This is a genomic window from Streptosporangium sp. NPDC006013 (assembly GCF_040614275.1).
Lineage (GTDB): Bacteria > Actinomycetota > Actinomycetes > Streptosporangiales > Streptosporangiaceae > Streptosporangium.
In genome coordinates this window covers 1-26,044 of record NZ_JBEXUE010000097.1, presented here as the reverse complement: position 1 = coordinate 26,044, position 26,044 = coordinate 1, and the positions used below count along the sequence as shown (strand labels likewise).

24 protein-coding genes are annotated in these 26,044 nt (G+C 71.4%); 15 read left to right on the top strand and 9 right to left on the bottom strand.

Annotation, left to right across the window (positions count from 1 at the left end):
- Window positions 1–86: 86 nt before the first annotated feature.
- The 3 genes from ABZ260_RS17365 to ABZ260_RS17355 all read left to right on the top strand — a co-directional run bounded on the left by ABZ260_RS17365 (window position 87) and on the right by ABZ260_RS17355 (window position 3,054).
- Complete coding sequence (locus ABZ260_RS17365) at window positions 87–737, top strand: GNAT family N-acetyltransferase (protein WP_355618174.1); 651 nt, start codon at window positions 87–89, stop codon at window positions 735–737.
- Between the two features lie 128 nt (window positions 738–865).
- Window positions 866–1,786 (top strand): N-acetylmuramic acid 6-phosphate etherase, encoded by a 921-nt coding sequence (gene murQ / locus ABZ260_RS17360; RefSeq protein WP_355618171.1) that lies wholly within the window; start codon window positions 866–868, stop codon window positions 1,784–1,786.
- A 170-nt stretch (window positions 1,787–1,956) separates the two neighbouring features.
- On the top strand, window positions 1,957–3,054 hold the full coding sequence (locus ABZ260_RS17355) for a serine hydrolase domain-containing protein (protein WP_355618168.1): 1,098 nt from the start codon (window positions 1,957–1,959) through the stop codon (window positions 3,052–3,054).
- A gap of 124 nt (window positions 3,055–3,178) precedes the next feature.
- Here the strand turns inward: ABZ260_RS17355 and ABZ260_RS17350 are convergent, their stop codons facing one another.
- Window positions 3,179–4,072 (bottom strand): MurR/RpiR family transcriptional regulator, encoded by an 894-nt coding sequence (locus ABZ260_RS17350; protein WP_343977259.1) that lies wholly within the window; start codon window positions 4,070–4,072, stop codon window positions 3,179–3,181.
- Window positions 4,073–4,307: 235 nt separating this feature from the next.
- On the bottom strand, window positions 4,308–5,837 hold the full coding sequence (locus ABZ260_RS17345; RefSeq protein WP_355618165.1) for a glycoside hydrolase family 3 protein: 1,530 nt from the start codon (window positions 5,835–5,837) through the stop codon (window positions 4,308–4,310).
- A gap of 402 nt (window positions 5,838–6,239) precedes the next feature.
- On the opposite strand from ABZ260_RS17345, the gene ABZ260_RS17340 reads away from it, so the two are divergent.
- Together ABZ260_RS17340 and ABZ260_RS17335 are read left to right on the top strand one after the other, a co-directional pair.
- Entirely contained in the window at window positions 6,240–6,932 is a 693-nt protein-coding gene (locus ABZ260_RS17340; RefSeq protein ID WP_355618162.1) for a disulfide bond formation protein DsbA, read from the top strand.
- 327 nt (window positions 6,933–7,259) lie between these two features.
- Window positions 7,260–7,820: a hypothetical protein gene (locus tag ABZ260_RS17335; protein WP_355618159.1), complete on the top strand. Its 561-nt coding sequence runs from the start codon at window positions 7,260–7,262 to the stop codon at window positions 7,818–7,820.
- 112 nt (window positions 7,821–7,932) lie between these two features.
- Here ABZ260_RS17335 and pgm read toward each other — a convergent pair whose 3' ends face one another.
- Complete coding sequence (pgm, locus tag ABZ260_RS17330; protein ID WP_355618156.1) at window positions 7,933–9,573, bottom strand: phosphoglucomutase (alpha-D-glucose-1,6-bisphosphate-dependent); 1,641 nt, start codon at window positions 9,571–9,573, stop codon at window positions 7,933–7,935.
- Window positions 9,574–9,854: 281 nt separating this feature from the next.
- Between pgm and ABZ260_RS17325 the strand changes: the two genes are divergently transcribed.
- Genes ABZ260_RS17325 through ABZ260_RS17315 form a run of 3 tightly spaced genes read left to right on the top strand, consistent with a single transcriptional unit; the run spans window position 9,855 to window position 12,633 of the window.
- Window positions 9,855–10,787 (top strand): ROK family protein, encoded by a 933-nt coding sequence (locus tag ABZ260_RS17325; RefSeq protein ID WP_355618153.1) that lies wholly within the window; start codon window positions 9,855–9,857, stop codon window positions 10,785–10,787.
- Window positions 10,784–11,533, top strand: a complete 750-nt coding sequence (locus ABZ260_RS17320; RefSeq protein WP_355618150.1) for a sugar phosphate isomerase/epimerase — start codon at window positions 10,784–10,786, stop codon at window positions 11,531–11,533. Before ABZ260_RS17325 ends, ABZ260_RS17320 begins: the two co-directional genes overlap by 4 nt.
- Window positions 11,530–12,633 (top strand): Gfo/Idh/MocA family oxidoreductase, encoded by a 1,104-nt coding sequence (locus tag ABZ260_RS17315; RefSeq protein ID WP_355618147.1) that lies wholly within the window; start codon window positions 11,530–11,532, stop codon window positions 12,631–12,633. The genes ABZ260_RS17320 and ABZ260_RS17315 overlap by 4 nt, the downstream gene beginning before the upstream one ends.
- A 25-nt stretch (window positions 12,634–12,658) precedes the next feature.
- Here ABZ260_RS17315 and ABZ260_RS17310 read toward each other — a convergent pair whose 3' ends face one another.
- The gene (locus ABZ260_RS17310) at window positions 12,659–12,850 is read right to left on the bottom strand and encodes a hypothetical protein (RefSeq protein ID WP_355618144.1); all 192 of its coding nucleotides are present in this window, start codon (window positions 12,848–12,850) and stop codon (window positions 12,659–12,661) included.
- Between the two features lie 17 nt (window positions 12,851–12,867).
- Between ABZ260_RS17310 and ABZ260_RS17305 the strand changes: the two genes are divergently transcribed.
- A complete protein-coding gene (locus tag ABZ260_RS17305; protein WP_355618141.1) occupies window positions 12,868–13,512 on the top strand; it encodes a hypothetical protein in 645 nt (214 codons plus the stop codon).
- Window positions 13,513–13,618: 106 nt separating this feature from the next.
- Here the strand turns inward: ABZ260_RS17305 and ABZ260_RS17300 are convergent, their stop codons facing one another.
- The gene (locus tag ABZ260_RS17300; RefSeq protein ID WP_350926237.1) at window positions 13,619–14,080 is read right to left on the bottom strand and encodes a PPOX class F420-dependent oxidoreductase; all 462 of its coding nucleotides are present in this window, start codon (window positions 14,078–14,080) and stop codon (window positions 13,619–13,621) included.
- 210 nt (window positions 14,081–14,290) lie between these two features.
- Here ABZ260_RS17300 and ABZ260_RS17295 point away from each other — a divergent pair, with 210 nt between their 5' ends.
- The 3 genes from ABZ260_RS17295 to ABZ260_RS17285 all read left to right on the top strand — a co-directional run bounded on the left by ABZ260_RS17295 (window position 14,291) and on the right by ABZ260_RS17285 (window position 18,391).
- Window positions 14,291–14,971 (top strand): fasciclin domain-containing protein, encoded by a 681-nt coding sequence (locus ABZ260_RS17295; RefSeq protein ID WP_355618138.1) that lies wholly within the window; start codon window positions 14,291–14,293, stop codon window positions 14,969–14,971.
- Between the two features lie 319 nt (window positions 14,972–15,290).
- Window positions 15,291–16,031: a beta-phosphoglucomutase family hydrolase gene (locus ABZ260_RS17290; RefSeq protein WP_355618135.1), complete on the top strand. Its 741-nt coding sequence runs from the start codon at window positions 15,291–15,293 to the stop codon at window positions 16,029–16,031.
- Window positions 16,031–18,391, top strand: a complete 2,361-nt coding sequence (locus tag ABZ260_RS17285; protein ID WP_355618132.1) for a glycosyl hydrolase family 65 protein — start codon at window positions 16,031–16,033, stop codon at window positions 18,389–18,391. Before ABZ260_RS17290 ends, ABZ260_RS17285 begins: the two co-directional genes overlap by 1 nt.
- A 234-nt stretch (window positions 18,392–18,625) precedes the next feature.
- Here ABZ260_RS17285 and ABZ260_RS17280 read toward each other — a convergent pair whose 3' ends face one another.
- From ABZ260_RS17280 to ABZ260_RS17270, 3 genes are all read right to left on the bottom strand, one after another.
- A complete protein-coding gene (locus ABZ260_RS17280) occupies window positions 18,626–19,444 on the bottom strand; it encodes an SAM-dependent methyltransferase (protein WP_355618129.1) in 819 nt (272 codons plus the stop codon).
- Between the two features lie 115 nt (window positions 19,445–19,559).
- On the bottom strand, window positions 19,560–20,375 hold the full coding sequence (locus ABZ260_RS17275; protein ID WP_355618126.1) for an SAM-dependent methyltransferase: 816 nt from the start codon (window positions 20,373–20,375) through the stop codon (window positions 19,560–19,562).
- A 166-nt stretch (window positions 20,376–20,541) separates the two neighbouring features.
- Window positions 20,542–21,045 carry an ATP-binding protein gene (locus tag ABZ260_RS17270; RefSeq protein WP_355618123.1) on the bottom strand — a complete coding sequence of 168 codons (504 nt, stop codon included), beginning with the start codon at window positions 21,043–21,045 and terminating at the stop codon, window positions 20,542–20,544.
- Window positions 21,046–21,274: 229 nt separating this feature from the next.
- Between ABZ260_RS17270 and ABZ260_RS17265 the strand changes: the two genes are divergently transcribed.
- Together ABZ260_RS17265 and ABZ260_RS17260 are read left to right on the top strand one after the other, a co-directional pair.
- Window positions 21,275–21,511 (top strand): DUF397 domain-containing protein, encoded by a 237-nt coding sequence (locus tag ABZ260_RS17265; RefSeq protein WP_355618120.1) that lies wholly within the window; start codon window positions 21,275–21,277, stop codon window positions 21,509–21,511.
- Between the two features lie 130 nt (window positions 21,512–21,641).
- A complete protein-coding gene (locus ABZ260_RS17260; protein WP_350964959.1) occupies window positions 21,642–22,559 on the top strand; it encodes a helix-turn-helix transcriptional regulator in 918 nt (305 codons plus the stop codon).
- Window positions 22,560–22,703: 144 nt separating this feature from the next.
- On the opposite strand, the gene ABZ260_RS17255 is transcribed toward ABZ260_RS17260, so the two are convergent.
- Entirely contained in the window at window positions 22,704–23,246 is a 543-nt protein-coding gene (locus ABZ260_RS17255; protein ID WP_355618117.1) for a TetR/AcrR family transcriptional regulator, read from the bottom strand.
- 93 nt (window positions 23,247–23,339) lie between these two features.
- Here ABZ260_RS17255 and ABZ260_RS17250 point away from each other — a divergent pair, with 93 nt between their 5' ends.
- Complete coding sequence (locus ABZ260_RS17250) at window positions 23,340–25,853, top strand: molybdopterin-dependent oxidoreductase (protein WP_355618114.1); 2,514 nt, start codon at window positions 23,340–23,342, stop codon at window positions 25,851–25,853.
- Window positions 25,854–26,044 lie beyond the last annotated feature (191 nt).

The window sequence follows — 26,044 nt, the reverse complement described above, 5'->3', positions numbered from 1 at the left end:
CGGGTCGAGGGCGTCGCGGACGGCGTCGCCCAGCATGATGAAGGCCAGCACCGTCAGGCTCAGGAACAGCGCCGGGAACAGCAGCGGTGCTCGCCGTGCGTCCCGAGGCCCGGGGGGCGGGGCTCGGCCGGGCGCTGGTCGCCGCGGCCGAGGACTGGCTGCGCGGCCAGGGGGCGACCGAGGTCCGCCTCGCGGGCAACCCGCCCGCCTACGCCTGGCCCGGCATCGACGTGCGCTACACCGAGGCGGCCTGCCTGGCCGAGAGCCTCGGCTACGAGCGCTACAACGTCGCCTGGAACATGACCGTCGACCTCACCGGCGACCTGTCCGTCGACGCCGACCTCGCGCGGCTGGCGGACCTGGGGGTCACCGTGCACGCCGCCGCCCCCGGGGACCGCGCCGCGGTGTCGGCCTTCGTCAGGGAGCAGTGGAACGGCAACTGGGCGTGGGAGGCGGAGCAGGCCATCGGCTGCCACTACGCCGTCGGGGAGGGGAAGCTCCTCGGCTTCGCGGCGTGGGGGGCCAGGCCCACCTGGTTCGGTCCGATGGGCACCACGCCGGCCGCGCGGGGTCTGGGGGTCGGCCGCGTGCTCCTGCGCCGCTGCCTCGCCGAGCAGCAGGCCGCGGGCATGTCGAGTGCCCAGATCGGCTGGGTGGGGCCGCTGCACTTCTACGCCCGGGCGGTCGGTGCGCACGCCGAGCGGGTCTTCTGGCTTTACCGCCGTGGTCTGCGGTGACGGCCCCAGCCCGCCGGTGCGGCCCGATGGGGCCCGCCCCAGCCCGACATACGCCTACAACGCCCGCATTGTCAGAAGATCATTTACTTGACGGTAGCGAGACAGGAACTTCAATGACATTGGACGCCATGAGTGATCCGCTTTCCGCGCTTTCCACCGAACAGAGCGATCCTCGCTACAACCGGATCGACCTGCTCTCGACCGAGCAGGTGGCCCGGTTGATGAACGCCGCGGACAGCACGGTGCCCGCAGCGGTGGCCGCGTCGATCCCGGAGATCTCGGCCGCGATCGACGCGGTCGTCGCCCGGATGAAGGCCGGTGGCCGCCTGTTCTACGTGGGCGCGGGGACGTCGGGCCGGCTGGCCGTGCTGGACGCCTCCGAGTGCCCGCCGACCTTCGGCACCGATCCCGAACTCGTGCAGGGGGTCATCGCGGGCGGTTCCCCCGCGCTGACCCGTTCCGTCGAGGGCGCCGAGGACGACCAGCAGGGGGGAGCGGCCGCCATCGCCGAGAGGGGGGTGGGCGCGCTCGACTCGGTGGTGGGCATCTCCGCCAGCGGCCGCGCGCCCTTCGTGCTCGGCGCGCTCGCCGAGGCGAGCCGCCGCGGCGCGCTGACCGTGGGGCTGTCGTGCAACGTGGCGACCCCGCTGTCGGCGGCCGCGCTGCACCCCATCGAGGTGGTCGTCGGCGCGGAGGTGGTGACCGGCTCCACCAGGCTCAAGGCGGGGACCGCGCAGAAACTGGTCCTCAACATGATCTCCACGATCGCGATGGTCAGGCTGGGCCGTACCTACGGCAACACCATGATCGAAGTGTCGGCGATGAACTCCAAGCTGGCCGACCGCGCGGCCCGGATGGTCAGCGACATCACCGGGGCCGCCCTGCCGGTCTCCCGCTCCGCGCTGGAGGCGGCCGAGTGGCACGTGAAGGTCGCGGTGCTGATGATCGAGCACGGCCTCGACGCCGACGGCGCGCGGGTCCTGCTGGAGCGGCACGGCGACCAGTTGGAGGCGGCGCTGGAGGCGGCGGGGCGGAGCCGGGGTGTCTGAGCCTCCGGCGGACTTTCCCGATGAAGGGGAGAGGCTGGCCGAGATCCACGGTACGGCGACCGGTTGGAGGTGGCGGGGCGGAGCCGGGGTGTCTGAGCCTCCGGCGGACTTTCCCGATGAAGGGGAGAGGCTGGCCGAGATCCACGGTACGGCGACCGGTTGGAGCCGGGGTGTCTGAGCCTCCGGCGGGCCCTCCCGATGAAGGGGGCAGGCTGGCCGAGATCCTGGGGGCGGCGGTGCCGCGCGTCTGCTCGGCGGCGGTGGCCGCGATCGCCGTCGGCGGCGTCACAGTGGCCGCCGCGGCCGTGGGGGAGACCGTACGCTACTCGTCGGCCTCGGAGGAGCTCGCCGCCGACCGGCCGCCCGCCGGGCACGACTCGATCTTCGATCTCGCCTCGGTCACCAAGCTCTTCACGACCGCCGTCATCCTGTCGCTGGTCGAGGAGGGCCGCCTCGGCCTGGACGAGCCCGTCGCCGCCTGGCTGCCCGCCTGTTACGGCGGCACCCCCGAGGCCACCCTGCGGCATCTGCTCACCCACACGGCGGGCCTGCCGCCGAGCCGCAGGGCTCACGAGGAGATTCCCGGCGACGGCCCCGAGGTCCACGCCAGGCGGATGGAGCGGGTCCTCTCGACACCGCCGATCGGCCCCGCGGGCGGGCGTTACCTCTACTCCGACGTCGGGCTGATCACGGCGGGCCGGGTGGCGGAGATCGCCGGGCGGGCGCCCCTGGACGAGCTCACCCGCGCCCGGGTCACCGGCCCGCTGGGCCTGTCCGACACCGGCTACCGTCCGGCCGCGGTCCTGCTGCCCAGGGCCGTCGCCACCGAGCACAAGCCGGAACGCCCGGGGCCGGGGTGCGTGCGCGGCGAGGTCCACGACGAGACCGCGCACGGCCTGGGCGGGGTCGCCGGGCACGCCGGGATCTTCTCCACCGCCGGTGATCTCCTGCGTTTCGCCGAGACGCTGCGCACCGGGGGCATGCCGGTCCTGCGCCCCGCCACGGTCGCCGAGATCACCCGCGACCAAGGCGTCGAGGGCGCGGACTTCCGTCACGGCCTGGGCGTGCGCATCGGCGACCCCGCGATCGTCGGCCCGCTCACCAACGCCTACGGCCACTCCGGCTTCACCGGAACCTCACTCGTCGTCGACCCCGGACGCGCCCTCGCCGTCGTCCTGCTGACCAACAACGTCCATCCTTTGCGCGGTCGCGCGGGCATCCGCGACCTGCGCCACGCCGTCGCCGCCGAGGCCCTGCGCCTGTCCTGAACCCGCGCCGTGGCCGCGATCGCGACCACGAGGGTTCGCGGTGCAGGTGACGGCGGCTTCCGAGGCGGGCCCGATGCGGGGCGTCGATCGGCACGACCGTGTTCGGGCTCTCCGGCCCGGCGTGCTACCTGCTTCGGCGGCGGTGGTCGGCTCTGAACCCGTCGATGGCGTCCCTGGTGGCCCGCAGTGCGGCGTCCGAGGTCTCGAAGGTGCGCTGCGCGATGCCGACGAAGATGCAGTCGACGATCAGGAGCTGGCTGATCCGGCTGGCCAGCGCCCCCGGGCGGAAGACCGTCTCCCTGCCGGCCGAGACCAGGACGTGGTCGGTGAGCTCGGCCAGGGAGGAGCGCGGGTTGTTGGTGATGGCCACCGTGGTCGCACCCGCCCGCTGCGCGACGCGCAGCGGCGCGAGCACGTCGGGGGTCTCGCCGGTGCAGCTGACCACCACCGCGACGTCGTCCGCCCGTACCAGTGCCGCGCTGGTCAGCGCCAGGTGCGCGTCGGTGAAGGCGTGGGCGGGCAGGCCGATCCGCATCAGTTTCTGCGCCATGTCGGCCGCCACGAGCCCGGAGGCGCCCACTCCGTAGACGTCGATCTTGCGTGCGGCGATCAGTGCCTCGACCACCGCGCCCAGCCGGTCGGGGTTGAGCTGCGCCGCGGTGTCGGCCAGCGCCTCCGCCTCGGCCCTGGCCACCTTCGCGATCACGTCGGTCAGCGGGTCGTCGGGGCCGAGGTCGCCGGGCACCAGCCGCTCGGGCTGGTCCCTGGCCACCGCGGCGGCCAGTGCGAAGCGCAGCTGGGAGTATCCAGCGAAGCCCAGGGCCCTGGCGGTGCGCACGATCGTGGCCTCGCTCGTCCCGGAGACCGCGCTGAACTCGGTGATGGTGCTGCGGGCCACCATGCCGGGATCGTCGAGTATGAGGCGGGCGATGGCCTGGGCCGCGGGGGTGAGCGAGGGCAGGACGGCCCTCACCGTGGCCACCAGGTTCACGGGGGTGGGGCCGTCGAGGACGTTCATCAAATCTCCTTGAGCGTGGAGACCCCGAGTTCTGGTTCTGGGGAGGGAAGGTGGCGCGGTGCCGCATGGTTCTGTGGGGTGTTCGGGGGTGGCGATAACCAAGCTACCGAAGCACGCCGCGTGGTGCTCTCGCCGTCGGGCCGGCGGAGAGGTGGGACGCCGGTGGGGGAGAGGGGGGACCCGGCCGGCTGCCGGTGAGAGGTGGGATCTCCCGCTCTCGGCCGTGGGGAGGAGGTCAATGAGCGCCTTCCGGGTCAGTGGTCAGCCAGTGGGCGACGGCGCGGGCCGAGGCCCGGGAGATGCCGTTGGTGGTCACGTACACGGCTCCGGTGGGCTCGCCGGGCACTCCGGTCTCGACCACGATGGCGTCGGGGCGCAGCGTGACGGCCCGTGCCAGCAGGTCCCTGACCCAGGGGTGGCGCCAGGCGTCGTGTACCACCAGGACCAGCGGGCGCCCCTCGCCGCCGGAGCCGGACAGTTCGGGTAGCTCGGGCCTGTCCGCGGTGACGACGTGCCCGGTGGTGTCCGGCACCAGCTCGGCGAAGGCGCCGATGAGGCCGGTGGGCGTACCCGGCTCGACCGCCTGGCTCAGCCGAGGAGCGATGTCGACGACCAGCGGTGGTCCGGAGAGCGCCGGCGGGGTGCCGACCACGCGCATGGCCGCGAGGGCCGTCCTCAGGCCGAGCTCCTCGTCTCCCGGGCCATCCCCGTCCCGCGCCCGCGCGGCGCTCTGGGCCGCTCGGGCCTCCACGGCGCCGCTCGCGGCGTACCAGCGGGACAGGGCCAGTACGCGCGAGGCCGCTTCGGCCAGCCGCTCCTCGGGGAGTCTGCCCTCCCGTACGGCGTCCACGATGGCGTCGCGCAGCTCGTGGACGTTCTCGCCGCCGGGGGAGGAGATGCCCGCGCAGATCGCGTCGGCCCCTGCCAGCAGGGCGCGGACCGCGATCTCCCCCGGCGGGTAGAGGGCCGCGACGGCGCGCATTTCGACGGCGTCGGTGACGATCATGCCGTTGAATCCCATCTCCTCGCGGAGCAGCCCGGTCATGATCCGCCGGCTCAGCGTCGCGGGGTTGTCCGGATCGAGGGCGGGGACCAGCAGGTGGCCGCACATGATGGCCTGTACTCCGGCTGCCACCGCGGCGCGGAAGGGCGGCAGGTCGCGTTCGGCGAGAAGCTCTGTGGAGGCGTGCACGGTCGGCAGGGCATGGTGGGAGTCGGTGTGGGTGTCGCCGTGACCGGGGAAGTGCTTGGCGCAGGCGGCGACCCCGGCGCCCTGAAGACCCAGGATCCAGGCCGCGGTGTGCCTGGAGACCAGCTCCGGGTCCGGGCCGAAGGAGCGGACGCCGATCACCGGGTTGGCGGGGTTGGCGTTGACGTCGGCCACCGGGGCGTAGTCGAGGGTGATGTCCGCCGCGATGAGGAGACGGCCGATCTCCTGGGCGACCAGCCGGGTCTGTTCGACGTCGTCGCCTACCCCCAGCGCCCGGTTACCCGGCCACGAACTGCCCCTCGCGGCCTGCAGGCGGGTGACCGACCCGCCCTCCTCGTCCACCGCGACCACCACGGCGGGATTCTCCGCGCGCAGCCGGGCGACGAGATCGGCCGTGTGGGCGGGGCCGGTGAGGTTCCTGGCGAACAGCACCGTCCCGCCGAGACCTTCCTCGCCGAGCGCGCGGCGCAGCCAGCCGGGAGGCTCGGTGCCGTCGAAGCCCGGCTGGAGGACGGTCATGGCCAGCCGGGCCAGGTCGGGGCTGCGGTGGGGCATGTGGTCACCTTCTCGATCGAGGGAGGCGTCTTCGGACAGGTCGGCGGCGGGGGGCGTCCCAGAGCAGGTTACACATTAATGACACTTTTCTTCATAACGGCTGCCATGAAAGTAGCTTTTTGTCATTCTCTTGATCGAGATCCGTGCCGCCGGCCCCGCGGCCGCCGGGCATGCCTCGCCGGTGTGCGGGAGCTGTCAGATTCGATCAGCCGTTCGTGACGACGCCGTGTTCGAAGGTCCCGTGAGAGAAGGGTGGCACACGACCGGGGCGGGCTCGAATGGCCGGGTCTCCTGACGCGGCCATGTTCTCCACGCGCTCCAGTGATCCCCGGCCCGCCCTTGACCTCCATCGCGGTTGAGGTCCCATCCTGGAATGAGGACTTCCGAGGAAAGAGGATCGCCGTGAGCGAGGATCTGGTCGACTTCTGGTTCGATCCCGGCTGCCCCTGGGCCTGGATCACCTCCCGCTGGGTCGTGGAGGTGGGCAAGGTGCGTCCCATCACGGTCAACTGGCGGGAGATGAGCCTGGCGGTGCTCAACGAGAAACAGGAGATGTCCGAGGAGTACCGCGAGATCGTCGAACTCGGCCGGGGCACCATCCGGGTGTTCGCCGCGGCGCGCGAGGCGGCGGGGAACGTCGCCGTCGGTGACCTCTACACCGCGCTCGGCACCCGCTACCACGGCGCGGACGGCCTGTTCCGGCGGTCCCGCGAGGCCGTCGCCGCCGGCGGCCTCACCGACTGGCGGGCCGCGATGGAGGGTCTGGCGCCGGTGATCGCCGCCGCGCTGGCCGACGCCGGGTTGCCCGCCGGGCTTCTCGCCGCGAGAACCGATCCCAGCTGGGACGACGCGATCCACGCCTCGCACGCCCTGGTGCCGGCCGGGAAGCGGAACCAGTCGCTGATCGGCGTCCCGACCATCTCGGTGAACGGGCACGCCGGGCAGTTCGGCCCCGTCATCAGTGAGATCCCGGTCGGTGAGCGGGCCGGGCGGCTCTGGGACGCGTTCAAGGTGCTCGCCACCGAGGAGGCGTTCTTCGAGCTCAAACGGGTCACGGACCGGGCGGATCCCCGTACCTTCCCGGAGACCCCATAGCGCGGAACGGGGTCTCCCTCCCCACGCCCTCGCCGCCCTTTGCGGAGAAATGGCCTGTTCTTTCGTGAACGACATGCCTCATCGTGTTCGTTGCCCCTGCCTGAGGGCAGGCCCCCGAGTGTGATGGAGCGTGAGGTTCGCCGCCGCCGCGCTGCCGGGATTCGTGGCAGGCGCGGCTTCGCCGGTCTCTCCGTCGTGGACGGTTCCCCCGCCGGGGCCCGTTCCCTTGGTAGGTCCCCCGTGTGAGCTCCGCCTGAACGCTGCCCGCCGGGGCCCTTGGAGCAGGCGGCCGGCGTGCGCTACGAAGGGATGGGGAGGGAGGCCGCCGTGGGTAAGTCCGGCCAGGAGGTGGCGCTGCGAGCCCTTGGCGCCGCGCTCGACCTGCACGCCCCGACGGCCCGCCACGGCGTCAGGGCGTTTCCCGAGGGCACGCCGTTCCTGTGGCTGATCGTTCCCGGCGCGGGCGGGGCCACCGTCTTCATTGACGACCGCCAGTGGATCTGCCTGAGCGAACCCGAGCGGGGCGGGGTGACCGTCCAACTCGTCGCCGGTGGGATCGACGACGACCCCGCCCTCGTCGTGGGCCGGATCATGACCGTCATGGTGCCGGTGCCCCGTCGCAGGGGCCGCCTGTCGCGCGCGCTGGGAGCGGGGCTGCTCGGCATCGTGGGAGGCGCGGGTGTGGGGCTGCTGGCAGCGCTGCTCATGGCCGTCCTCGTCGCCGGCAACGGCTACATCTCGGACGCGGCCATCAAAGTGGTGTACGTGCTGGCCGCGCTGATCGGCGTCGGGTCCGGGTGCTGGGTGGCGCTGCGCTGCTGGCGGCTGGGCGCGGGGCCGCGCGACCGAGGCCCCCGCGACAGAGGTCCCCGCGGGCGGGGACCTTAAGAGGGGCCATCAGGAGGACCACACGAAGGAGTGGGCCGGGCAGCCGACGGTCTACGACGGGTTCACGGGACACACCCGCGACCCGGCCGCCCGGTACGTGTTCACCTCGTCATCATCTGCTCAGGGACGCCGAGACCAGGTCGCGTGCCTCCCGCTGGACCTGTGCCAGGTGCTCGGTTCCCCTGAAGGATTCGGCGTAGATCTTGTACACGTCCTCGGTGCCCGAGGGACGGGCGGCGAACCAGGCGTTCTCGGTGGAGACCTTGAGCCCGCCGATGGCGGCGCCGTTGCCGGGGGCGGAGGTGAGCACCTGCGTGATCGCCTCCCCGGCGAGGGTGTCGGCGGTGACCTGCTCGGCCGAGAGCCTGGCGAGCACCGCCTTCTCCTGCCGGGTCGCGGGGGCGTCGACGCGGGCGTAGGCGGGGTCGCCGAACCTGGCCACCAGGTCGGCGTAGTGCTCGCTCGGCGAACGGCCGGTGGTCGCGATGATCTCCGAGGCGAGCAGCGCCAGGATCAGGCCGTCCTTGTCGGTGGTCCACACCTCGCCGTCGCGCCGCAGGAACGACGCCCCGGCGCTCTCCTCGCCGCCGAAGCCCAGCGAGCCGTCCAGCAGGCCCGGGACGAACCACTTGAACCCGACGGGGACCTCCATCAGTCGCCTGCCCTCCTCGGCGGCCACCAGGTCGATCATCCGGCTGCTCACCAGCGTTTTGCCGACTCCCGCGTCCGCGGGCCAGCCGGGCCGGTGGGAGTAGAGGTAGGAGATGGCCACGGCGAGGTAGTGGTTGGGGTTCATCAGACCGGCGTCGGGGGTGACGATGCCGTGCCGATCGGCGTCGGCGTCGTTGCCGGTGGAGACGTCGAAGGCGTCGCGACTGGCGATGAGCGAGGCCATCGCGTACGGCGACGAGCAGTCCATCCGGATCTTGCCGTCCCAGTCCAGTGTCATGAACCGCCACGTCGGATCGGTCTGCGGGTTGATCACCGTCAGGTCCAGCCGGTGCCGTTCGGCGATCTCCCCCCAGTAGGCGACGCTCGCCCCGCCCAGCGGGTCGGCGCCGATGCGCACCCCCGCCTCCCGGACGGCGTCAAGGTCGAGCACCGAGGGCAGGTCGGCCACATAGTGGCCGAGGAAGTCGTAGCGGCCGGTCGTGTCGGCGGCCAGCGCCCTGGTGTACGGGAGCCGTCTGACCTCTTTCATGCCTTCGGCGATCAGCGCGTTGGCCCGGTCCTGGATCCACGTGGTGGCGTCGGTGTCCGCCGGGCCGCCGTGCGGCGGGTTGTACTTGAAGCCGCCGTCGCCTGGCGGGTTGTGCGAGGGGGTCACCACCACGCCGTCGGCGCGGCCCGCGGCGCGTTTCCGGTTGTGGGCCAGGATCGCGTGGGAGACCGCCGGTGTCGGGGTGTAGCCGTCCCGGCTGTCGATCATGACCGTCACCCCGTTGGCCGCGAAGACCTCCAACGCGGAAACCCGGGCCGGTTCCGACAGCGCGTGGCTGTCGGCACCGAGGAACAGCGGGCCGTCGACACCCTGGGCGGCCCGGTACTCCACGATGGCCTGGCTGGTCGCGAGGATGTGGTCCTCGTTGAAAGCGACGTTCAGCGAGGAGCCCCGGTGTCCCGACGTCCCGAACGCCACCCGCTGGCCGACCTCGCCCGGATCGGGGTGCAGCGCGTAGTAGGACGTCACCAGGCGCGCCACATCGACCAGATCGGACGGCTCGGCGGGCTGTCCCGCGCGTTCGTGCGTCATCACAGTCTCCTCACGTCACTCCTGAGCTAACCGTATCTACTCCTGAATCGGACAGTTTTCGCAAGCTGTCCGGCCAGTGGGCTGGACCGGTGCCCCACACTCTCCGCGCATCGTTGACAACGTTGTCAGCGTCGTCATACCTTCAGCCTGTTTGCCCGGTCGCCGGGGGAACGTACTCTTTGTTCCATTGATCACCGGAGGATCCCCTTGCACAGCCACGTGGTGCTCCCGGTGGCCACCTGCCGTCCCCCCGCGCACCGGCGTGCCCGCGGGGGCGGCCGGTGACCGCCCTCGCGATCGACATCGGCGGCACCAAGTTCGCCGCCGCGCTGGTCAGGCCGGACGGCACCATGGTCCGCAGGGTGGAACTGCCGGTCGGCCACGACCCCGCCGCGACGCTGGCCTCGCTGGTCCGCGACGTCGGCGCGGGCACCGGCGGCGGTACCGGCGGCGGTACCGGCACGGGGGGCCTGAGCGGGGTCGGCATCGGCTCCGCGGGTCCCCTTGACGCCGTCGCCGGCACGGTCAGCCCGGTGAACATCCCCTCCTGGCGTGACTTCCCGCTGGTCGGCACGGTGAGCGAGCTCCTTCCCGGCCTCCCCGTCACGCTCGCCGGAGACGCGCAGTGCATGGCGCTGGGGGAGTGGTGGCGGGGCGGGCACGGCTCGCGCTCCCGGGCACTGCTGGGCATCGTGGTCTCCACCGGCGTGGGCGGCGGGCTGGTTCTCGGCGGGGTGCCGTACCTGGGACCGACAGGAAACGCCGGGCACATCGGGCACATCTCCGTGGACCGGAACGGTGAGCTCTGCCCCTGCGGGGCGACCGGCTGCCTGGAGACGATCGCCAGCGGCCCCAGCATGGTCCGCTGGGCACTGGCGAACGGCTGGGGCGACCCCGGTACCCCGACGGACGCCCGCACGCTCTCGGCCGACGCCGCGCGCGGAGTCCCCATGGCCCAGCTGGCCTTCCAGCGGGCCGCCGACGCGCTGGCCGTGGCGATCCTCACCACGGCGGCGCTTTTCGACATCGACGACGTCGTCATCGGGGGCGGCGTCTCCGGGGCGGGCGAGACCCTGCTCACCCCGCTGCGCCAGGCGGTCGCCAAGCAGGCGGGCCTTGGCTTCCTGCGCCGCCTGAACGTCGAGCGCACCCGTCTGGAACGCGACGCCGGCCTGTACGGCGCCGCGGCACTGGTCCTCAAGGAGAGCCGATGAGCCCACTCGCCGTCCAGTTGTACTCCGTGCGCGAGCAGGCGGCCGTCGACCGCCGCGCCGTGCTGCGCCGCATCGCCGAGATGGGGTACGGCGCGGTCGAGCCGTACGACGCGCACCTCGATCCGGATGGGCTCCGCGAGGAGCTGGAGGAGACCGGGCTCGTGGTGTGCAGCGTGCACGCCCCGCTGCTCGACGAGCGGCGCGCGACGGCGCTGGCCGCCGCCGCGGCCATCGGCGCCACGACCGTCATCGTGCCCGCCGCCCCCGCCGAGTGGTTCGCCGGCAGACAGGAGCTGGAGCAGGCGGCCAGGACCATCGGCGAGGTGGCCAGGGAGGCGGCGGACCACGGCCTGCGGCTCGGCTACCACAACCACTGGTGGGAGCTGGAGCAGCGGGTGGAGGGCCGTCCCGCGCTGGAGGTGCTGGCCGACCTGCTGGACTCCTCGGTGCTGCTGGAGGTCGATCTCTACTGGGCGGCGACCGGCGGGGTCGACCCCTCGGGGCTGCTGGCCCGGCTGGGCGAGCGGGTGAGCCACCTGCACGTCAAGGACGGACCCGCCACCCAGGAAGGTCCGATGACCGCGGTCGGCTCGGGCGAGGTGCCCATCGTGGACGCGCTGAACACCGCTCCGGGCGCGGTGCGGATCGTGGAGCTCGACCACTGCGCCACCGACATGTTCCAGGCACTGGCCGACAGCCACGCCTACCTGACCGGCCTCGTCGCCGCCGGGCGGGTGAGCTCGTGACCGGACCGCTCGGGGTGGCGATCGTCGGCTGCGGGAACATCAGCCACCAGTACCTGAACAACCTCGCCTCCTTCCCCGGCGTGCGGGTGGTGGCATGCGCCGACCTCGACCGGGCACGTGCCGAAGAGGTCGCGGCGCGCTACGGCGTGCCGGTGGCGGCCGCACCGGAGGAAGCGATCTCGCACCCCGACGTGGAGTTGGTGATCAACCTCACGGTCCCGTCCGCGCACGCCGAGGTGGCGCTCGCCGCCGTTCTGGCCGGGAGGCACGTCTACAACGAGAAGCCGTTCACGGTGGACAGGGAGTCCGGAGCGGAACTGGTCGAGGCCGCCGCGTCGGCGGGGGTGCTCCTGGGCAGTGCCCCCGACACCTTTCTGGGCGCGGGGCTGCAGACCGCGGCCCGGCTCGTGGCCGAGGGGGCCATCGGCACGCCGCTCACCGCCCTGACCCTGTTCCAGAGTCCGGGCCCCGAGTTGTGGCATCCCAGCCCCGAGTTCTTCTTCCAGCCGGGGGCCGGGCCGCTGTTCGACATGGGCCCCTACTATCTGACGGCCCTGGTGACCCTGTTCGGCCCGGCGGAGCGGGTGGCCGCCGTCGGCCGCAGGGCCAGGGACGAGCGGGTCATCGGCTCAGGGCCCAGGGCCGGCACGCGTTTTCCCGCGGTGGTCCCCACCCACACGACCGCGCTGCTGGAGTTCGCCGCGGGACAGGCGGCCACGATGATCTTCAGCTTCGACTCGCCGCTCCGCCGCGCCGGGTTCATCGAGATCACCGGCACCGAGGCGACCATGCAGGTGCCCGATCCCAACACGTTCGGGGGTGAGGTGCGACTGCGCCGGGCCGCCGACGAGGAATGGGTGCCGGCCCCCACGACGGGCACCGAGGCCGGTCGTGGTCTGGGCGTGCTCGACATGGCCCAGGCCATCCGCGAGGGAAGGCCGCACCGCGCCACCGGCGAGCTCGGCCTGCACGTCCTCGACACGATGATCGCCGTCGCGGAGTCCTCGGAGCAGGCCGAGTTCGTGAAGATCGCCAGCACCTGCCCGGTGCCCGCACCACTGCCTGAAGGGTGGGATCCGGCCGAGATCCGTTTCGGCTGATCCCCGGACGGCCGCGCCCGAATGGTCAGGGGTTCCGGTCGGCGGGGGCGACGACCTCGGGGCCGCCCTCGGAGGACTCCGCCAGGCGGGCGCGGAGGCGGGTGCGGATCTCGTCCGGGGTGTAGGCCTGCCGGCGGCGCTCGGCTCGCGCGATCACCACCCCCGTGGCCGCGACACCTGCGACACCTGCCAGACCGAGTACCTTCCACCATCGCATGTGCCTACGCTAGCGGAATGTCCGGTAAGAACATCAGCCTCGATGAGGCAGTCAACCTGACCCGCACCGGCGACGTGTGGCTGTTCCGCGGCCGAACGGTGCCCGATCGAGCCATCCAGACCGTGACGAACAGCCCGGTGAACCACGTCGGAATGTCGGTGGTCATCGAGGACATGCCCCCCATGATGTGGCACGCCGAGCTGGGCCGGTCCCTGCCCGACCTGTGGTCGGGGACCAACCAGCGCGGTGTGCAGCTGCACGACCTGCAGGAGGCGGTCACGGTCTGGGCCACCAGATACGGCCAGCGCGGCTGGCTGAGGCAGCTGGAGCCGCAGGTCACCCGCGAGATGGAGGACGCCGTTCTGCGCACCGTCGCCCGGCTGGACGGCACGCCGTTCCCGTCGACGGCCAGGCTCGCCGGTCGCTGGGCGAAGGGGCGGGTGCCCAGGATCTTCAAGCGGGGCACCGGGGAGAGCGCCCTGGAGAGCGCCTACTGCGCCGAGGTCGTCGCGGTCACCTACGAGGCCATGGGGCTCCTGCCCGGCGGCCGCAGGCCGAACTGGTACGACCCGGGCCGGTTCTGGAGTGGTGACGACCTCGAGCTGACCGGCGGTTTCCGGCTCGGTGGAGAGATCACCGTGAACCTGGGGCAGGCCCCGTAGGAGGAACGGAGCGGCGGGCCGATACGTGTGCGGCGCCCACCGTGACACCGGTTCCCAGCAGGGCCCCCTGGTCTCCGGGGCGCGGTCCTGGCCGGGCTGGGATGATTCACGCCAGCCGGGCGGGAAAGCCTCCCGTGGCGATCGGGCCCCAGCGCTCGGGGGTGAGACGCAGCAGCGACTTGCCCTGCCGGGTCATGGCCGCGCGGTACTCCTCCCAGTCGGGGTGCTCGCCGGAGATCGACCGGTAGTAGTCGACCAGCGGTTCGAGGGCGTCGGGCAGGTCGAGGACCTCGGCCGCGCAGTCCACCTGCACCCAGGGGCCGTCGAAGTCGTCCGACAGGACCACGACGCTCACCCGGGGGTCGCGGCGGGCGTTCGAGGCCTTGGCGCGCTCGGGATAGGTGGACACCACGATGCGGCCCTCGGCGTCGACGCCGCAGGTCACCGGGGACGCCTGTGGCCTGCCGTCGCGCCGCGTCGTGATGACCAGCGCGCGGTGGCGATCACGGAGGAAATCCAGCAGCCGGTCGTGTGAGACGACCTCGTTGGTCGCGATCTTTGGGCTCATGCTCCTACTGTACGGGGATACGGCGCGCCTGAATTAACGCTCTGCCGGGTGGAAAATGGCCCTCTTTCTCGGGAGATATGTGGTCAAGAGTCTTCTAATGGGGCATTTGGCGCCAAATCTCAGGGAATTGATCTCCAATACAGCACATGAGTGGCTCGGGAACCGGCCGACGGACCCCGGTGGCTCATCCGCCCAATCAAGGAGATAACCGTGAAGCAGAAGTCTCTTCTGGCATCGGCCCTGACCGTGCTCGCCCTGTCCGCCGTCCCCGCCGCGCAGGCGGTCGCCGCCCCCGCGCGCATCACCTCTCCCACGCCGGTTCCGACGGACATGGCCTCCAGCCCGCCGATGGAGAGCGCCGCGCCCACGGAATCCATGATGCCCGGCGAGAGCGGATCGCCCGAGCCTTCGGGCGCGATGACGGAGCCGTTCGGCCCCGGCTGCGCGTCCCTGCCCACCAGCGGGGCGGGAAGTCCCAGCGAGATGGCGACGCAGCCGGTCGCCACCGCCATCGCCTCCAGCCCCGACCTGTCCACGCTGTCCAAGGCGATCGATCAGGCCGGTCTGGCCGAGAAGCTCAACTCCGCCAAGGACATCACGGTGTTCGCGCCCACCAACGCCGCGTTCGACAAGATCCCGAAGGAGAAGCTCGACAAGATCCTGGGCGACAAGGAGAAGCTGACCAAGCTCCTGGGCTACCACGTCGTCGAGGGGAAGAAGACTCCGCAGGACCTCGCGGAGGGCGAGCTGACCACGATGGAGGGGGGAACGCTGAAGGTCAAGGGTTCCGGTGAGGACTACACGGTCAACGACGCCAAGGTCGTCTGCGGCGACATCCAGACCTCCAACGCCGTCGTCTACCTCATCGACGGGGTGCTCAAGCCCAAGTGATCGCGGTGGCCCAGTGGTCGCGATCCGGCCGGGCGAGGGGTGCCTGCGGGGGCGCCCCTCACCCGTGGCCGTCTCGGCGGTCTTCTGCCGGTCGTCCACCACCTCCTTGAGCGGTGCCGCGAGGCCGCGCCGGCGGCCGACGGCTGATCTGGAGGCGCAGATGGACACCACCCGTGCCTCTCAGCGGAGGAACCGGGGACCTGGCCGCGGGTCAGATCCACCGCATGACCGACCCGTTGCCGCGTGAGTCGCTGAGTCCTGAGCACGTCGAACCCCACTCGCAGGTATTCGTGGGGATCGTGCCGGGAAGGTGTGGTCCATGACGAGGTTGGGGATCCCCGACGAGATCCGTGCCTGCCTGTTCGATCTCGACGGTGTGCTGACCAAGACGGCGGTGGTGCACGCGGCCGCCTGGAAGCAGATGTTCGACGACTTCCTCAGACGGCGAGACGGCGAGGGGTTCCGCCCGTTCGACGCGGTGGACGACTACGACGCCTACGTCGACGGGCGCCCGCGTTTCGACGGGGTACGTACCTTCCTCGCCGCGCGCGGCATCGTGCTGCCCGAGGGGGAGCCGGGCGATCCGCCCGAGCGTGACACCGTGCACGGCCTGGGCGACCGCAAGAATCTCCTGGTACTGGAGAAGATCCGCAAGGACGGAGTGCAGGCGTATCCGGGGTCGGTACGCCTGGTGGTGGCGGCCCGCGGTGCGCGGCTCGCGACCGCGGTCGTGTCCTCCAGCGCCAACTGCCAGGCCGTCCTGGCCGCGGCCGGCATCGAGCGGCTCTTCGACACCCGGATCGACGGCGTGATCGCGGCCGAACGGGGGCTCGCGGGCAAACCGCACCCGGACACCTTCCTCGCGGCGGCGCGCGACCTGGGCGTCCCACCCGCCGGCGCGGCGGTCTTCGAGGACGCGCTGGCCGGAATGGAGGCCGGCCGGGCGGGCGGATTCGGCTACGTCGTCGGGGTCGACCGGGCCGATCAGGCGGACGCGCTGCGCGCGCACGGCGCGGACGTCGTGGTGAGGGACCTGGCCGAGCTGCTTCGGGAGGAGTGATGATCAGCCATCCCTCGTACGCGGTCGAGCCGTGGAGTCTGCGGGAGACCGCCCTGCACCTGGAGGTACTGGCACAGAGCGAGTCGGTGTTCGCGCTCGCCAACGGGCACATCGGCTGGCGTGGCAACCTGGACGAAGGGGAACCGCACGGTCTGCCCGGCACCTACCTCAACGGGGTGTACGAACGGCACCCGCTGCCGTACGCGGAGGCCGGCTACGGTTATCCGGAGACCGGCCAGACCATCCTCAACGTCACCAACGGCAAGATCATCCGACTGCTCGTCAACGATGCGCCGTTCGACCTGCGCTACGGCCGGTTACGCTCTCATGAACGGCTGCTGGATCTGCGCGCGGGGGTCCTGCGGCGCACCTGCGTGTGGACCTCACCGTCCGGGCGAACCGTCCGGGTCCGCTCGACCCGGCTGGTCTCCTTCACCCAACGAGCCGTCGCCGCCGTCGCCTACGAGGTGGAGCCGCTGGACGCGGCCATCCGTGTCGTCATCCAGTCCGAACTGCTGGCCAACGAGCAACTGCCGCGGCCATCCTCCGCCGACCCGCGGGTTTCGGCCGCCCTGGAGACATCCCTGCGACCGGAGGAACACCTCGCCGAGAGCACCCGGCTGCGCCTGATCCACCGCACCGCCGACAGCGGCCTGCGGATCGCCGCCGCGGCCGACCACCTCGTCACCGGACCCGACTCGACACAGACCTACGGCGAGAGCGGCGCGGACGTCGGCCGGTTCACCATCACGGCGTCGCTGAACCCCGGGCAGGTCCTGCGGCTGGAAAAGCTGGTCGCCTACGGCTGGTCGGGGGTGCGTTCACTGCCGGCGATGCGCGACCAGGTGGAGGCCGCGCTCGCCGGAGCACGCAGTACGGGCTGGCCGGGGCTGGTGGCGCAACAGCGCGGCTACCTGGACGATTTCTGGGCCGGCGCCGATATCGAGATCGACGGTGATGCGGAGATCCAGCAGGCGGTGAGGTTCGCACTCTTCCACGTGCTGCAGGCCGGTGCCCGCGCCGAGTGCCGGGCCATCCCCGCCAAGGGCCTGACCGGATCCGGCTACGACGGTCACTGCTTCTGGGACACCGAGACCTTCGTTCTGCCGGTGCTGACCTGTACCGTGCCGCAGGCCGTGGCCGAAGCGCTGCGCTGGAGGCAGTCCACACTGCCCCCGGCTCGGGAGCGGGCGGCCCAGCTCGGCCTCCAGGGCGCGGCCTTTCCCTGGCGCACCATCGAGGGCCTGGAGTGCTCCGGATACTGGCCCGCGGGTACCGCCGCCTTCCATGTGAACGCCGACATCGCCGACGCCGTCCTGCGCTACCTCGCCTTCACCGGGGATCAGGAGTTCGAGCGCGACGTCGCGGTGGAGTTGCTGGTGGAGACGGCGCGATTGTGGTGCTCGCTCGGTCACCACGACCACCAGGGCCGCTTCCACATCGACGGGGTGACCGGACCCGACGAGTACAGCGCGATCGCCGACGACAACCTGTACACCAACCTCATGGCCCAGGCGAACCTGCTGGCCGCCGCCGACATCGCCGGACGGCATCCCGGCCGTGCCGCCTCCTACGGGGTGGACGACGACGAGGCGACCGCCTGGCGTGCCGCCGCCCACACCATGGCCGTGCCCTACAACCACGAGCTGGGGGTCCACGAGCAGTCGGCCGGATTCACCCGCCACCAGAAGTGGGACTTCGCGAGCACGCGGCAGGATCAGTATCCGCTGCTGCTGCACTTCCCCTACTTCGACCTGTACCGCAAACAGGTCGTCAAACAGGCCGACCTGGTCCTGGCGATGTACCTGCGCGGCGACGCGTTCGACCCGGAGCAGAAGTCACGCAACTTCGCCTACTACGAACCGCTGACCGTGCGGGACTCCTCCCTGTCCGCCTGCACTCAGGCCATCATCGCCGCCGAGACCGGATATCTGCGCCTCGCCGACGACTACCTCGGCGAAGCCGCGCTGATGGACCTGGAGAACCTGGAGCACAACACCCGCGACGGCCTGCACATCGCCTCCCTGGCCGGCACCTGGCTGGTGCTGGTCGCCGGCTTCGGCGGCATGCGCCACCGGGACGGTGCACTCCACTTCGCGCCCCGCCTGCCGGAAACCCTCACTCGGCTGCTGTTCACCGTGCAGATCCAGGGCCGAAGCCTGCAAGTGGAGATCACCGGTTCCGCCACCACCTACCGCCTGCTCAAGGGAGCCGATCTGACGATCCGGCACTACCAGCGGCCGGTCACGCTCAACGGCCGGCGTCCGCAACAACGCCCAACACCACCTCTGCCGCCCCGTCCCGAGCTCCGGCAGCCACCAGGACGCCGCCCGAAATCCCGCCACCCCGAACACATGTGACGACACACCCGCCGCCGCTCACCGAACCCGATCACAGCGGCCGCGGCAATCCTCGGTGACGTGGCGGAGCATAGGGACAGGCGGACCGGGCCAAGCGGCGCAGGAAGATCACAGCCCCGTCGATCGGTATACGCCTCGCCTGCTCATCAGGCAGGACGCGCGCTGTCCGCTCCGCGGAGAGCTACCCGGCGAGAAGACCACCCTCCCGCCCGTCAGGGGAACGGGCGAAACCGGTCAGGATTCGACCTTGCGGGCTACCCCGCCCATCGTCCACGTCTTCTCACGGCCCTGCGTCGCCAGCGGGTTGTCGGGGCGCCAGTGGCGGACGTAGACCAGGCCGGGCTCGACCAGCTCCAGCCCGTCGAAGAAGCGCAGCACCTGGTCACTGCGCCGGGAGGCGTCCTCATGGCGGCCGAGGACCTTCCGGTAGATGTCGACCAGCGGACCCGCCGCCTCCGGACGCGTGTCGAAGACGACGTGGCCGATGGCGAAGTGGCTGCCTGCGGGCACCGCGTCGCGCAGGATCGCCACGTTCTTGTGTGGGTTGTCCTCGTCGGGGATGAACTGCAGGGCCGACAGGATCAGGACGGCCACCGGCAGGTCCAGGTCGATCAGGCGCCGCAGCTCGGGATCGTTGAGCAACTCGCGGGGATGCAGCACGTCACCCTCGACGATGGTGGTGTGGGGGTTGGTGGCCAGCATGGCGCGGGCGTGGGAGAGCACGACCGGATCGGTGGCGACGTAGACCACGCGGGTGTCCGGCACGATCGCCTGGGCCACCTGGTGGACGTTGTTGCGGGTGGGCAGCCCGGAACCGAGGACGACGAACTGGGTCATGCCCTGCTCGACGAGATAGCCCGTCACCCGGCGTAGGAAGGCCTGAGCCTCCTGGGACATGGTCCTGATCTCCGGCGCGATGGCGAGCACTTCCTCGGCGGCCTTACGGTCGGCGGCGAAGTTGTCCTTGCCCCCCAGGAAGTAGTCGTTCATCCTGGCGATGTTGGGCACGCTCGTGTTCAGGCCGGCCGCCGGTCGCCGGTCGGCGTCGCTCATCTGTCATCTCCTCTGTTGCCTCTGACGTCCTTTTCGGCACCCGGTCGGTTCCGGTGACACTCAACTGTCAGGGCGTGGGTAACGATCGAGGGGCCAAGCTGTTTTCCGGGGCAGTCTATTCCTTGCGGCCTACTCCGCCGACGACCCAGACGGAGTCCGGCCGGTGGGGCACCGCGCCCTCCGGCCGCCACCGGGGAATGTAGACGAGGCCCGGCTCGACGGGTTTCAACCCATCGAGGAAAGGCTCGACCTCGGCTCTGGTGCGCAGGTTCGCGCGGCGGGGACCGGTGATCGACCCGCGATCCTGAAAGAGGTCGGCGAGCTTCGCGGTTCTCTCGGGACACAGGTCCGAGACAGCGTGGGAGATGGCCAGGTAGCTGCCCGGGGCCATGGCGTTCCTCAGGGTGGCGGTGACCCGCAGGGCCTCGGCGTCGTCCGGGAAGTCGGCCAGGAACGAGAAGAGGAGGATCGCCACGGGCCGATCGAGGTCGATCACGCCGGTGAGGCCGGGATGGGCCAGCAGGCCTTCCGGGTCGCGGGCGTCGGCCTCGATGACCGTGGCCCGGCCGTCCTCCTTCAGGAGGGCCCGGGCGTGCACGACGACCATCGGGTCGTTGTCGACGTAGACGACCCGCGCGTCGGGAGCGATGCCGTGCAGGATCTGGTGCACGCTGCCCTGGGTCGGCAGTCCGCAGCCGATGTCGATGAACTGGCGTATGCCGGTCTCGGCGAGAAATCGCACGACGCGGCTGAGAAACCTGCGTCCCTCCACCGATATGGCGGGAAGTTCGGGGGCCAGTTCGAGCGCCACCCGCGCGGCGTCGCGGTCGGCGGCGAAGTTGTCCTTGCCGCCCAGGAAGTAGTCGGCTATCCGGCCCGCGTTCGGGATCGTGGGGTCGAACCTGAGGCGCTCAGGTTGCGGCGACGCCATGATGTCCTCCGTCCGGCGGTGCGGCTTTCAGCGGACAATATCGGCCATCAGGCCCCGAGGTGATGTATTTCCGGTCAATAACCCCTTCTGGCGGCGCATCTTCCTGATGCTCGGCTGCCTGCGCTCCGGTTGGGCGCCGTTTCGCCGGTGACGGGCCGCGCCGCGCTCAGTGGCAGGCCTCCAGGTGGCGTCCCCCTTTCCCGGGGAGGGCGAAGGCCGCCCATACCGCCTTGCCGCGGGTCTCCAGGGGAGCCCAGCCCCACATCTCGCTGATGCCGTCGACCACCTGTAGTCCCCGGCCGCTCTCCGCCTCGTAGTCGGGCTCGCGCAGGCAGGGCTCCTGGTCGCTGGGGTCGGTGACCGCGCACAGCATCGAGCGTTCGGTGTGGCAGAGGATCACCTTGACCTCGGGGCAGGCCCGGGAGTGCTGGACGCCCCGCGTGCCGTGACGTACGGCGTTGGTCACGAGTTCGGAGACCACGACTCCGGTGTCGTCGATCAGTTGCTCGAGCTCCCAGGCCCTCAGGGCGTCGGCGGTGAACTCACGGGCGGTCCGTGCGGCGCACGGATCGTGGCGGAAGCTGCGTACGGCCATCTGCAGCCGGTTGACGTGGCTCTCGCCGCCGGCCCAGGGGGGCAGGCCGCTCGGGGGCAGTAGGTGATCGAGCATCGACAACCACCGTTCCCACCCTCCGATCTCAGCTCGGATGGGTGTGGCTTCATGTCTCTGGTAACCAGTCATCGACGACCTTGGGGGTGGGCGATCGTGTGGCAAGGGCGATCCGTCTAGTCATCTTGCACGCCGTAATGTGCATAGGCAAGTACAGATGCACGTGCATCTGCACAAAAAGCTCTATGCTCGTGGTGTTGTTTCCCTCCCTAATCGGTGAGAGGCGAGGATGAACCAGCTGTACAACGGCATGCCGGCAGCCCTGATGGGCGGAATCGTCTGGCGCAAGAGCCACTTCAGCAACCCCAGCGGCAACTGCGTGGAGCTCGCGGAACTCCCCGACGGCAGGGTCGCGATGCGCAACTCCCGCGATCCCGAAGGGCCCGCGCTGATCTACACGCGCGGCGAGGCCGACGCCTTCGTCCGCGGGGTGAAGAGCGGGGAGTTCGACGACCTGATCACCTGACTGCCGGCAAGAGGTGGTTGAAGAATAAAGTTCTCTATGGCCTGGGCTTGGCGGGCGGAGTACCGTGAAAGGTCGCGATCGCCGCAAGGAAGTCGGAACAGGCTCGCGTTCCGTGCCCAAAGGACTGTAGATGATCACACCTCACGCCGACGGTCAGCCGGTCGTTCCAACCCCCATGGCCGTGCCGAGGGGCAGTTCCACGGTGCTGCGGATCGTCCTGGGAGCGCAGCTCCGCCGTCTGCGCGAGCACCGGGGCATCACCCTGGAGGAGGCGGGGAACGCCATCCGGGCCTCGCACTCGAAGGTCAGCCGCATGGAGCTCGGCAGGGTCAGCTTCCGGATCAGGGACGTCGCAGACCTGCTCACCCTGTACGGCGTGACCAGCGAGGACGAGCGGGAGCCGCTGCTGTCCCTCGTCGAGAAGGCCAACCTCACCGGCTGGTGGCACAACTACAACGACGTGCTGCCCAGCTGGTTCGAGACGTACGTGGGGCTGGAGGAGTCGGCCACCGGCATCCGCAACTACGAGGTCCAGTTCGTGCCGGGACTGTTGCAGAGCGAGGGGTACGCGCGAGCCGTCGTCCAACTGGGCTTCCCCTCGGCCTCCCGGGAGGAGCTGGACCGCCGGGTGCGGCTGCGCATGGCGCGCCAGCGGTTGCTCCGCGGCTCCGCGCCGCCCCACCTGTGGGCTGTGCTGGACGAGGCCGTGCTGCGCCGCCCGCTCGGCGGGGTTCAGGTGATGTGCGAGCAGATCGACCACATCCTGACGGCGCTCGAACTGCCCAATGTGACGGTCCAGATCGTGCCCTTCAGCGTGGGTGGGCACGCCGCGGCCGGCGGGCCCTTCAGCATCCTGCGGTTCGCCCAGCCCGACCTGCCCGACGTGGTCTACCTGGAACAGCTCACCAGCGCCGTCTACCTGGAGAAGCGCGACGACGTCGACAGCTACCTGGAGGTCATGGAGCGCCTGTGTATCGAGGCCGAGCCGGTCACCCGCACCCGCGAGATCCTGCTGGGAATCCGTGAGGAGCTGAGCAGGAAGCGCTAGCCGGGAGGCGGGGGCGACCGCCGCAGCCTCGCCCCCCGGCGGTCTCGCCCTTGAGGAGAGGCTCTCGCCGTGTCCGCGCTTCCGCGCCGTGGTTGCGAGGGCGCTGCCCCGATCTGATCGCGGAGGTGGCCGGGCTCCGGGCCGTCAGTCCACGAAGGGGGCCACCAGGACGTCGACGATGTCCTCGTAGCCGAGTCCCTTGTGCGCCAGCTGCCCGGCCACCGCGAGTTCCGCGAGGCCGTGGGCCGTCGAAAGCAGGGCCATCAGCCGGGCCTTGGGCGCCGGTCCCTCCCCGGCGCCCGCCATGCCGAGCGCCGTCGTCACCTGGTCGATCGCCTCCTCCAGTTCCGGATGGTGGCCCGCGAGGAACTCCGAGGCGAACACCAGCCGGTACTCCTCACGATGCGCCGTGGCGTACTCGACGTAGCTCAGATAGAAGGCCCGCAGCCGGTCGCGCCGGTCGGCTTCCTGTGAGATCGCCGCGGCGACGTGCGCGCTGAGGTCGGCGATGACCCGGACGGCGAGCGCGGCCAGCAGTGCGGTCTTGTCGGTGAAGTGCCGATAGGGGGCCGTGCGGGACAGACCGGTCAGGTCGCCGACGGCGCGCAGCGTCACGGCGTCGAGCCCCTCCTCGCGCAGCAGTCTCAGCGCGCTCTCGACCAGGCGGGTCCTGGTGTCGTCCATCATGCGCCCGCACCTTCCCCGGCAGCCCGTGTTGACAATGTCAACGTATCTGGTTGACACTGTCAACGTGATGTTGACGACGTCAACTGGAGAGCTATGAAGATCACGGTGAACGGCGTCCCCGCCACGGTGGACGCAGGCTCGGACGACGCCGCAGTGGACGTCCTGCGCGACGGGCTCGGCCTCACCGGTGCCAAGGCCGCCTGCCGCACCGGGGTCTGCGGCGCCTGCACGGTCATGGTGGGCGGCACGCCCCAGGCGAGCTGCCTGCTGCCCGCCGCCGTCCTGGAGGAACGCGAGATCGTCACCGCGGAGGGTCTCGACCATCCCGTCCAGCGGGCGTTCGCGGTCCACGACGGCCTGCAGTGCGGCTACTGCACGCCAGGGTTCGTGGTGGAGGCCGCGGCCTTCGTCGACGCCTGGCGCGCCGAGCACGGCGATGTCGCTCCGCCGCGTGAGCGGATCGCCGCCGCCATGGCGGGCCACCTGTGCAGGTGCGGAGCCTACGAGGGGATCCACGCGGCGATCGCCGCCGCCTGCCGGGGAGAACACGACGGCGCTCCGGGGACACCTGCCCGCCTGGAGGCGATGGACAAGATCACCGGCCGAGCCCGCTACACCACCGACGTACGCCTGGACGGCCAGCTGGAAGGAGTGGTCATCCGCTCCACCAGGGCACACGCCCGCGTCGCCTCGGTGACCGCCGACACCGCACATGTCATCGACCTGCTGCCGCCCGACCGTACCGTCCGTTACGCGGGCCAGCCCGTCGCCGCCGTCGCCGCCGCCACCCGCGGTGAGGCCCTGGCGATCGCGGAGGCCGCGAAGATCGACTACGACCCGATGCCCGCCGCGCTCGACGACACGCCCGAGGCCCCGCCCGTCTACGACGAGTCCGACAGGAAGCGCGCCCCCAGCTCCAGCGAGGGACTGGAGCTGCCCGGCGGCTGGCACGGCAACGTGCACGGCCCCTTCACCAGGGCGAGCTGGCGCGGTCGCACCGCCGTCAAACGGATCGAGACCGCGCGGCGTGACGCCGATCCCCGCCTGGTGAGCGGCACCTTCACCACCGCCGTGCAGGTCCACACCCCACTGGAGCCGCACGCCTGCGTGGCCCGCTGGGACGGTGAGGGCGACCTTCACCTGCACCTGTCCACCCAGACCATCGGACTGGCCACCGAACAGGCCGCCAGGCGGTGGAATCTGCCCGCCGACCGGGTCCACATCGTCGCCGACCATGTCGGCGGCGGCTTCGGGGCCAAGGCAGGCGTCACCGTCGAGACGGTCGCGGCCGTCGAGCTCGCGCGGGCCTGCGGAGCGCCGGTGCGCGTGGTGTTCAGCCGCGCCGAGGAGCTCACCGACGCGGGCAACCGCCCTGGCACCCGCACCACGCTCGAACTGCTCACCGACGACCGGGGCGACCTCGCCGCCCTCACCGTGGACGTCCACGGGCGCGGCGGGGTGGCCGTCGGATCGGCCGTCGCGGTGCTCGCCCGCCTCATGTACGGCACGGCTCCCCGCCGGCTCCGCGACTACGACGTGGTCACCAACGAGCCGCCCGGCGCGCCGTTCCGGGGGCCGGGGGCGCCGCCCCTGCTCTGGGCGCTCGAACAGGCGGTGGACGAGGCCGCGCACCGCCGCGGCGAGGATCCCATCACGCTGCGCCGCCGCTGGGACGGCAACCGCAAACGGCACGCCCTCTACGACCGGGCACTGGCCCTGCCGCTGTGGGCCGACCGGCCGCGGACCGGCTCCCAGACGGGCCGCTTCCGCAGGGGCGTCGGGGTGGCCGCGGCCAACTGGGCCTACATGCTCGACCCCGCCACCGAGGTGGAGCTGCGCGTCGAGGGCGACGTGGTCGTGGCCGCCACCTCGACCCAGGACATCGGGACCGGCATCCGCAGCGTCATCGCCGGCGTCCTGCGGGAGGAACTCGCGCTGCCCGCCGAGCGCGTCCGCGTGGAGATCGGCAGGACGGGCACCGTGCACGGACCGCCCTCCATCGGCAGCCGCACCACGGCCTCGGTCGCCCCGGCCGTACGCGACGCCGCGCGGCGGCTGCGGGAGCTGGGCCTGAGCGACGGGGCCAGGGTCGTCGGCAGGCGCCGCCGCGACCGGCGCGGCTACCTGACCCCGGTCGCGGTGGCCGGTATAGCCCTCGGCCGGGGGTTCAGCGGCGCCGTCCACGTCACCGAGGTCGAGGTCGACACCCGCCTGGGAACCGTCAGGCCGCTGCGCGTGTGGGCGGGGATCGCGGTGGGCCACATCTACGCCGAACGGCTGGCGCGCAGCCAGTGCGAGGGCGGCGTCGTGCAGGGCATCGGCTACGCGCTGTACGAGGAACGCCTGGTCGACCCGGTGACCGGAACCGTGCTGACCGCCAACCTCGACGACTACCGCATTCCCGGCATCGGTGACACCCCCGAGATCACCGTGCACTTCCACCGCGAGGGCTGGGACCACGTCAACGGCCACGGTGTCGGGGTCGGCGAGGTCTCCACGGTCGGCGTGGCCGCCTCGGTGGGCAACGCCGTGCACAACGCCACCGGCTGGCGCCCCCACGACCTGCCCATCCGCCCCGACCGGCTCCTCGAAGGGATCTCCCGTTGACCTCCTCCCCGAAGCCGCCCCCCGGATTCCCCGGGGCGGGTCCGCTCTCCCCGGAGCCGGGCCCCGAAGCTCGCACGACGGGGCCGTACCGCCTGCTCCCCGAGGGAGCCGTCCCACTGACCTTCTCCCCGGCTGGGGAGGACCGAGGCGGCGGCGGCTGCGCGGCGTCATGCTCTCCACCCTCGTGCTGA

Excerpts from the sequence above, each read along its gene's own strand:
- ABZ260_RS17305 (WP_355618141.1), top strand. The coding sequence starts at position 12,868 with ATGTCCGGTAAGAACATCAGCCTCGATGAGGCAGTCAACCTGACCCGC.
- ABZ260_RS17350 (WP_343977259.1), bottom strand. The coding sequence starts at position 4,072 with ATGAACGTCCTCGACGGCCCCACCCCCGTGAACCTGGTGGCCACGGTG.
- ABZ260_RS17275 (WP_355618126.1), bottom strand. The coding sequence starts at position 20,375 with ATGGCGTCGCCGCAACCTGAGCGCCTCAGGTTCGACCCCACGATCCCG.
- ABZ260_RS17270 (WP_355618123.1), bottom strand. The coding sequence starts at position 21,045 with ATGCTCGATCACCTACTGCCCCCGAGCGGCCTGCCCCCCTGGGCCGGC.
- ABZ260_RS17290 (WP_355618135.1), top strand. The coding sequence starts at position 15,291 with ATGACGAGGTTGGGGATCCCCGACGAGATCCGTGCCTGCCTGTTCGAT.
- ABZ260_RS17255 (WP_355618117.1), bottom strand. The coding sequence starts at position 23,246 with ATGATGGACGACACCAGGACCCGCCTGGTCGAGAGCGCGCTGAGACTG.
- ABZ260_RS17260 (WP_350964959.1), top strand. The coding sequence starts at position 21,642 with ATGATCACACCTCACGCCGACGGTCAGCCGGTCGTTCCAACCCCCATG.
- ABZ260_RS17285 (WP_355618132.1), top strand. The coding sequence starts at position 16,031 with ATGATCAGCCATCCCTCGTACGCGGTCGAGCCGTGGAGTCTGCGGGAG.
- ABZ260_RS17320 (WP_355618150.1), top strand. The coding sequence starts at position 10,784 with ATGAGCCCACTCGCCGTCCAGTTGTACTCCGTGCGCGAGCAGGCGGCC.
- ABZ260_RS17345 (WP_355618165.1), bottom strand. The coding sequence starts at position 5,837 with ATGCCCCACCGCAGCCCCGACCTGGCCCGGCTGGCCATGACCGTCCTC.
- ABZ260_RS17300 (WP_350926237.1), bottom strand. The coding sequence starts at position 14,080 with ATGAGCCCAAAGATCGCGACCAACGAGGTCGTCTCACACGACCGGCTG.
- ABZ260_RS17250 (WP_355618114.1), top strand. The coding sequence starts at position 23,340 with ATGAAGATCACGGTGAACGGCGTCCCCGCCACGGTGGACGCAGGCTCG.
- pgm (WP_355618156.1), bottom strand. The coding sequence starts at position 9,573 with ATGACGCACGAACGCGCGGGACAGCCCGCCGAGCCGTCCGATCTGGTC.
- ABZ260_RS17310 (WP_355618144.1), bottom strand. The coding sequence starts at position 12,850 with ATGCGATGGTGGAAGGTACTCGGTCTGGCAGGTGTCGCAGGTGTCGCG.
- ABZ260_RS17265 (WP_355618120.1), top strand. The coding sequence starts at position 21,275 with ATGAACCAGCTGTACAACGGCATGCCGGCAGCCCTGATGGGCGGAATC.
- ABZ260_RS17280 (WP_355618129.1), bottom strand. The coding sequence starts at position 19,444 with ATGAGCGACGCCGACCGGCGACCGGCGGCCGGCCTGAACACGAGCGTG.
- murQ (WP_355618171.1), top strand. The coding sequence starts at position 866 with ATGAGTGATCCGCTTTCCGCGCTTTCCACCGAACAGAGCGATCCTCGC.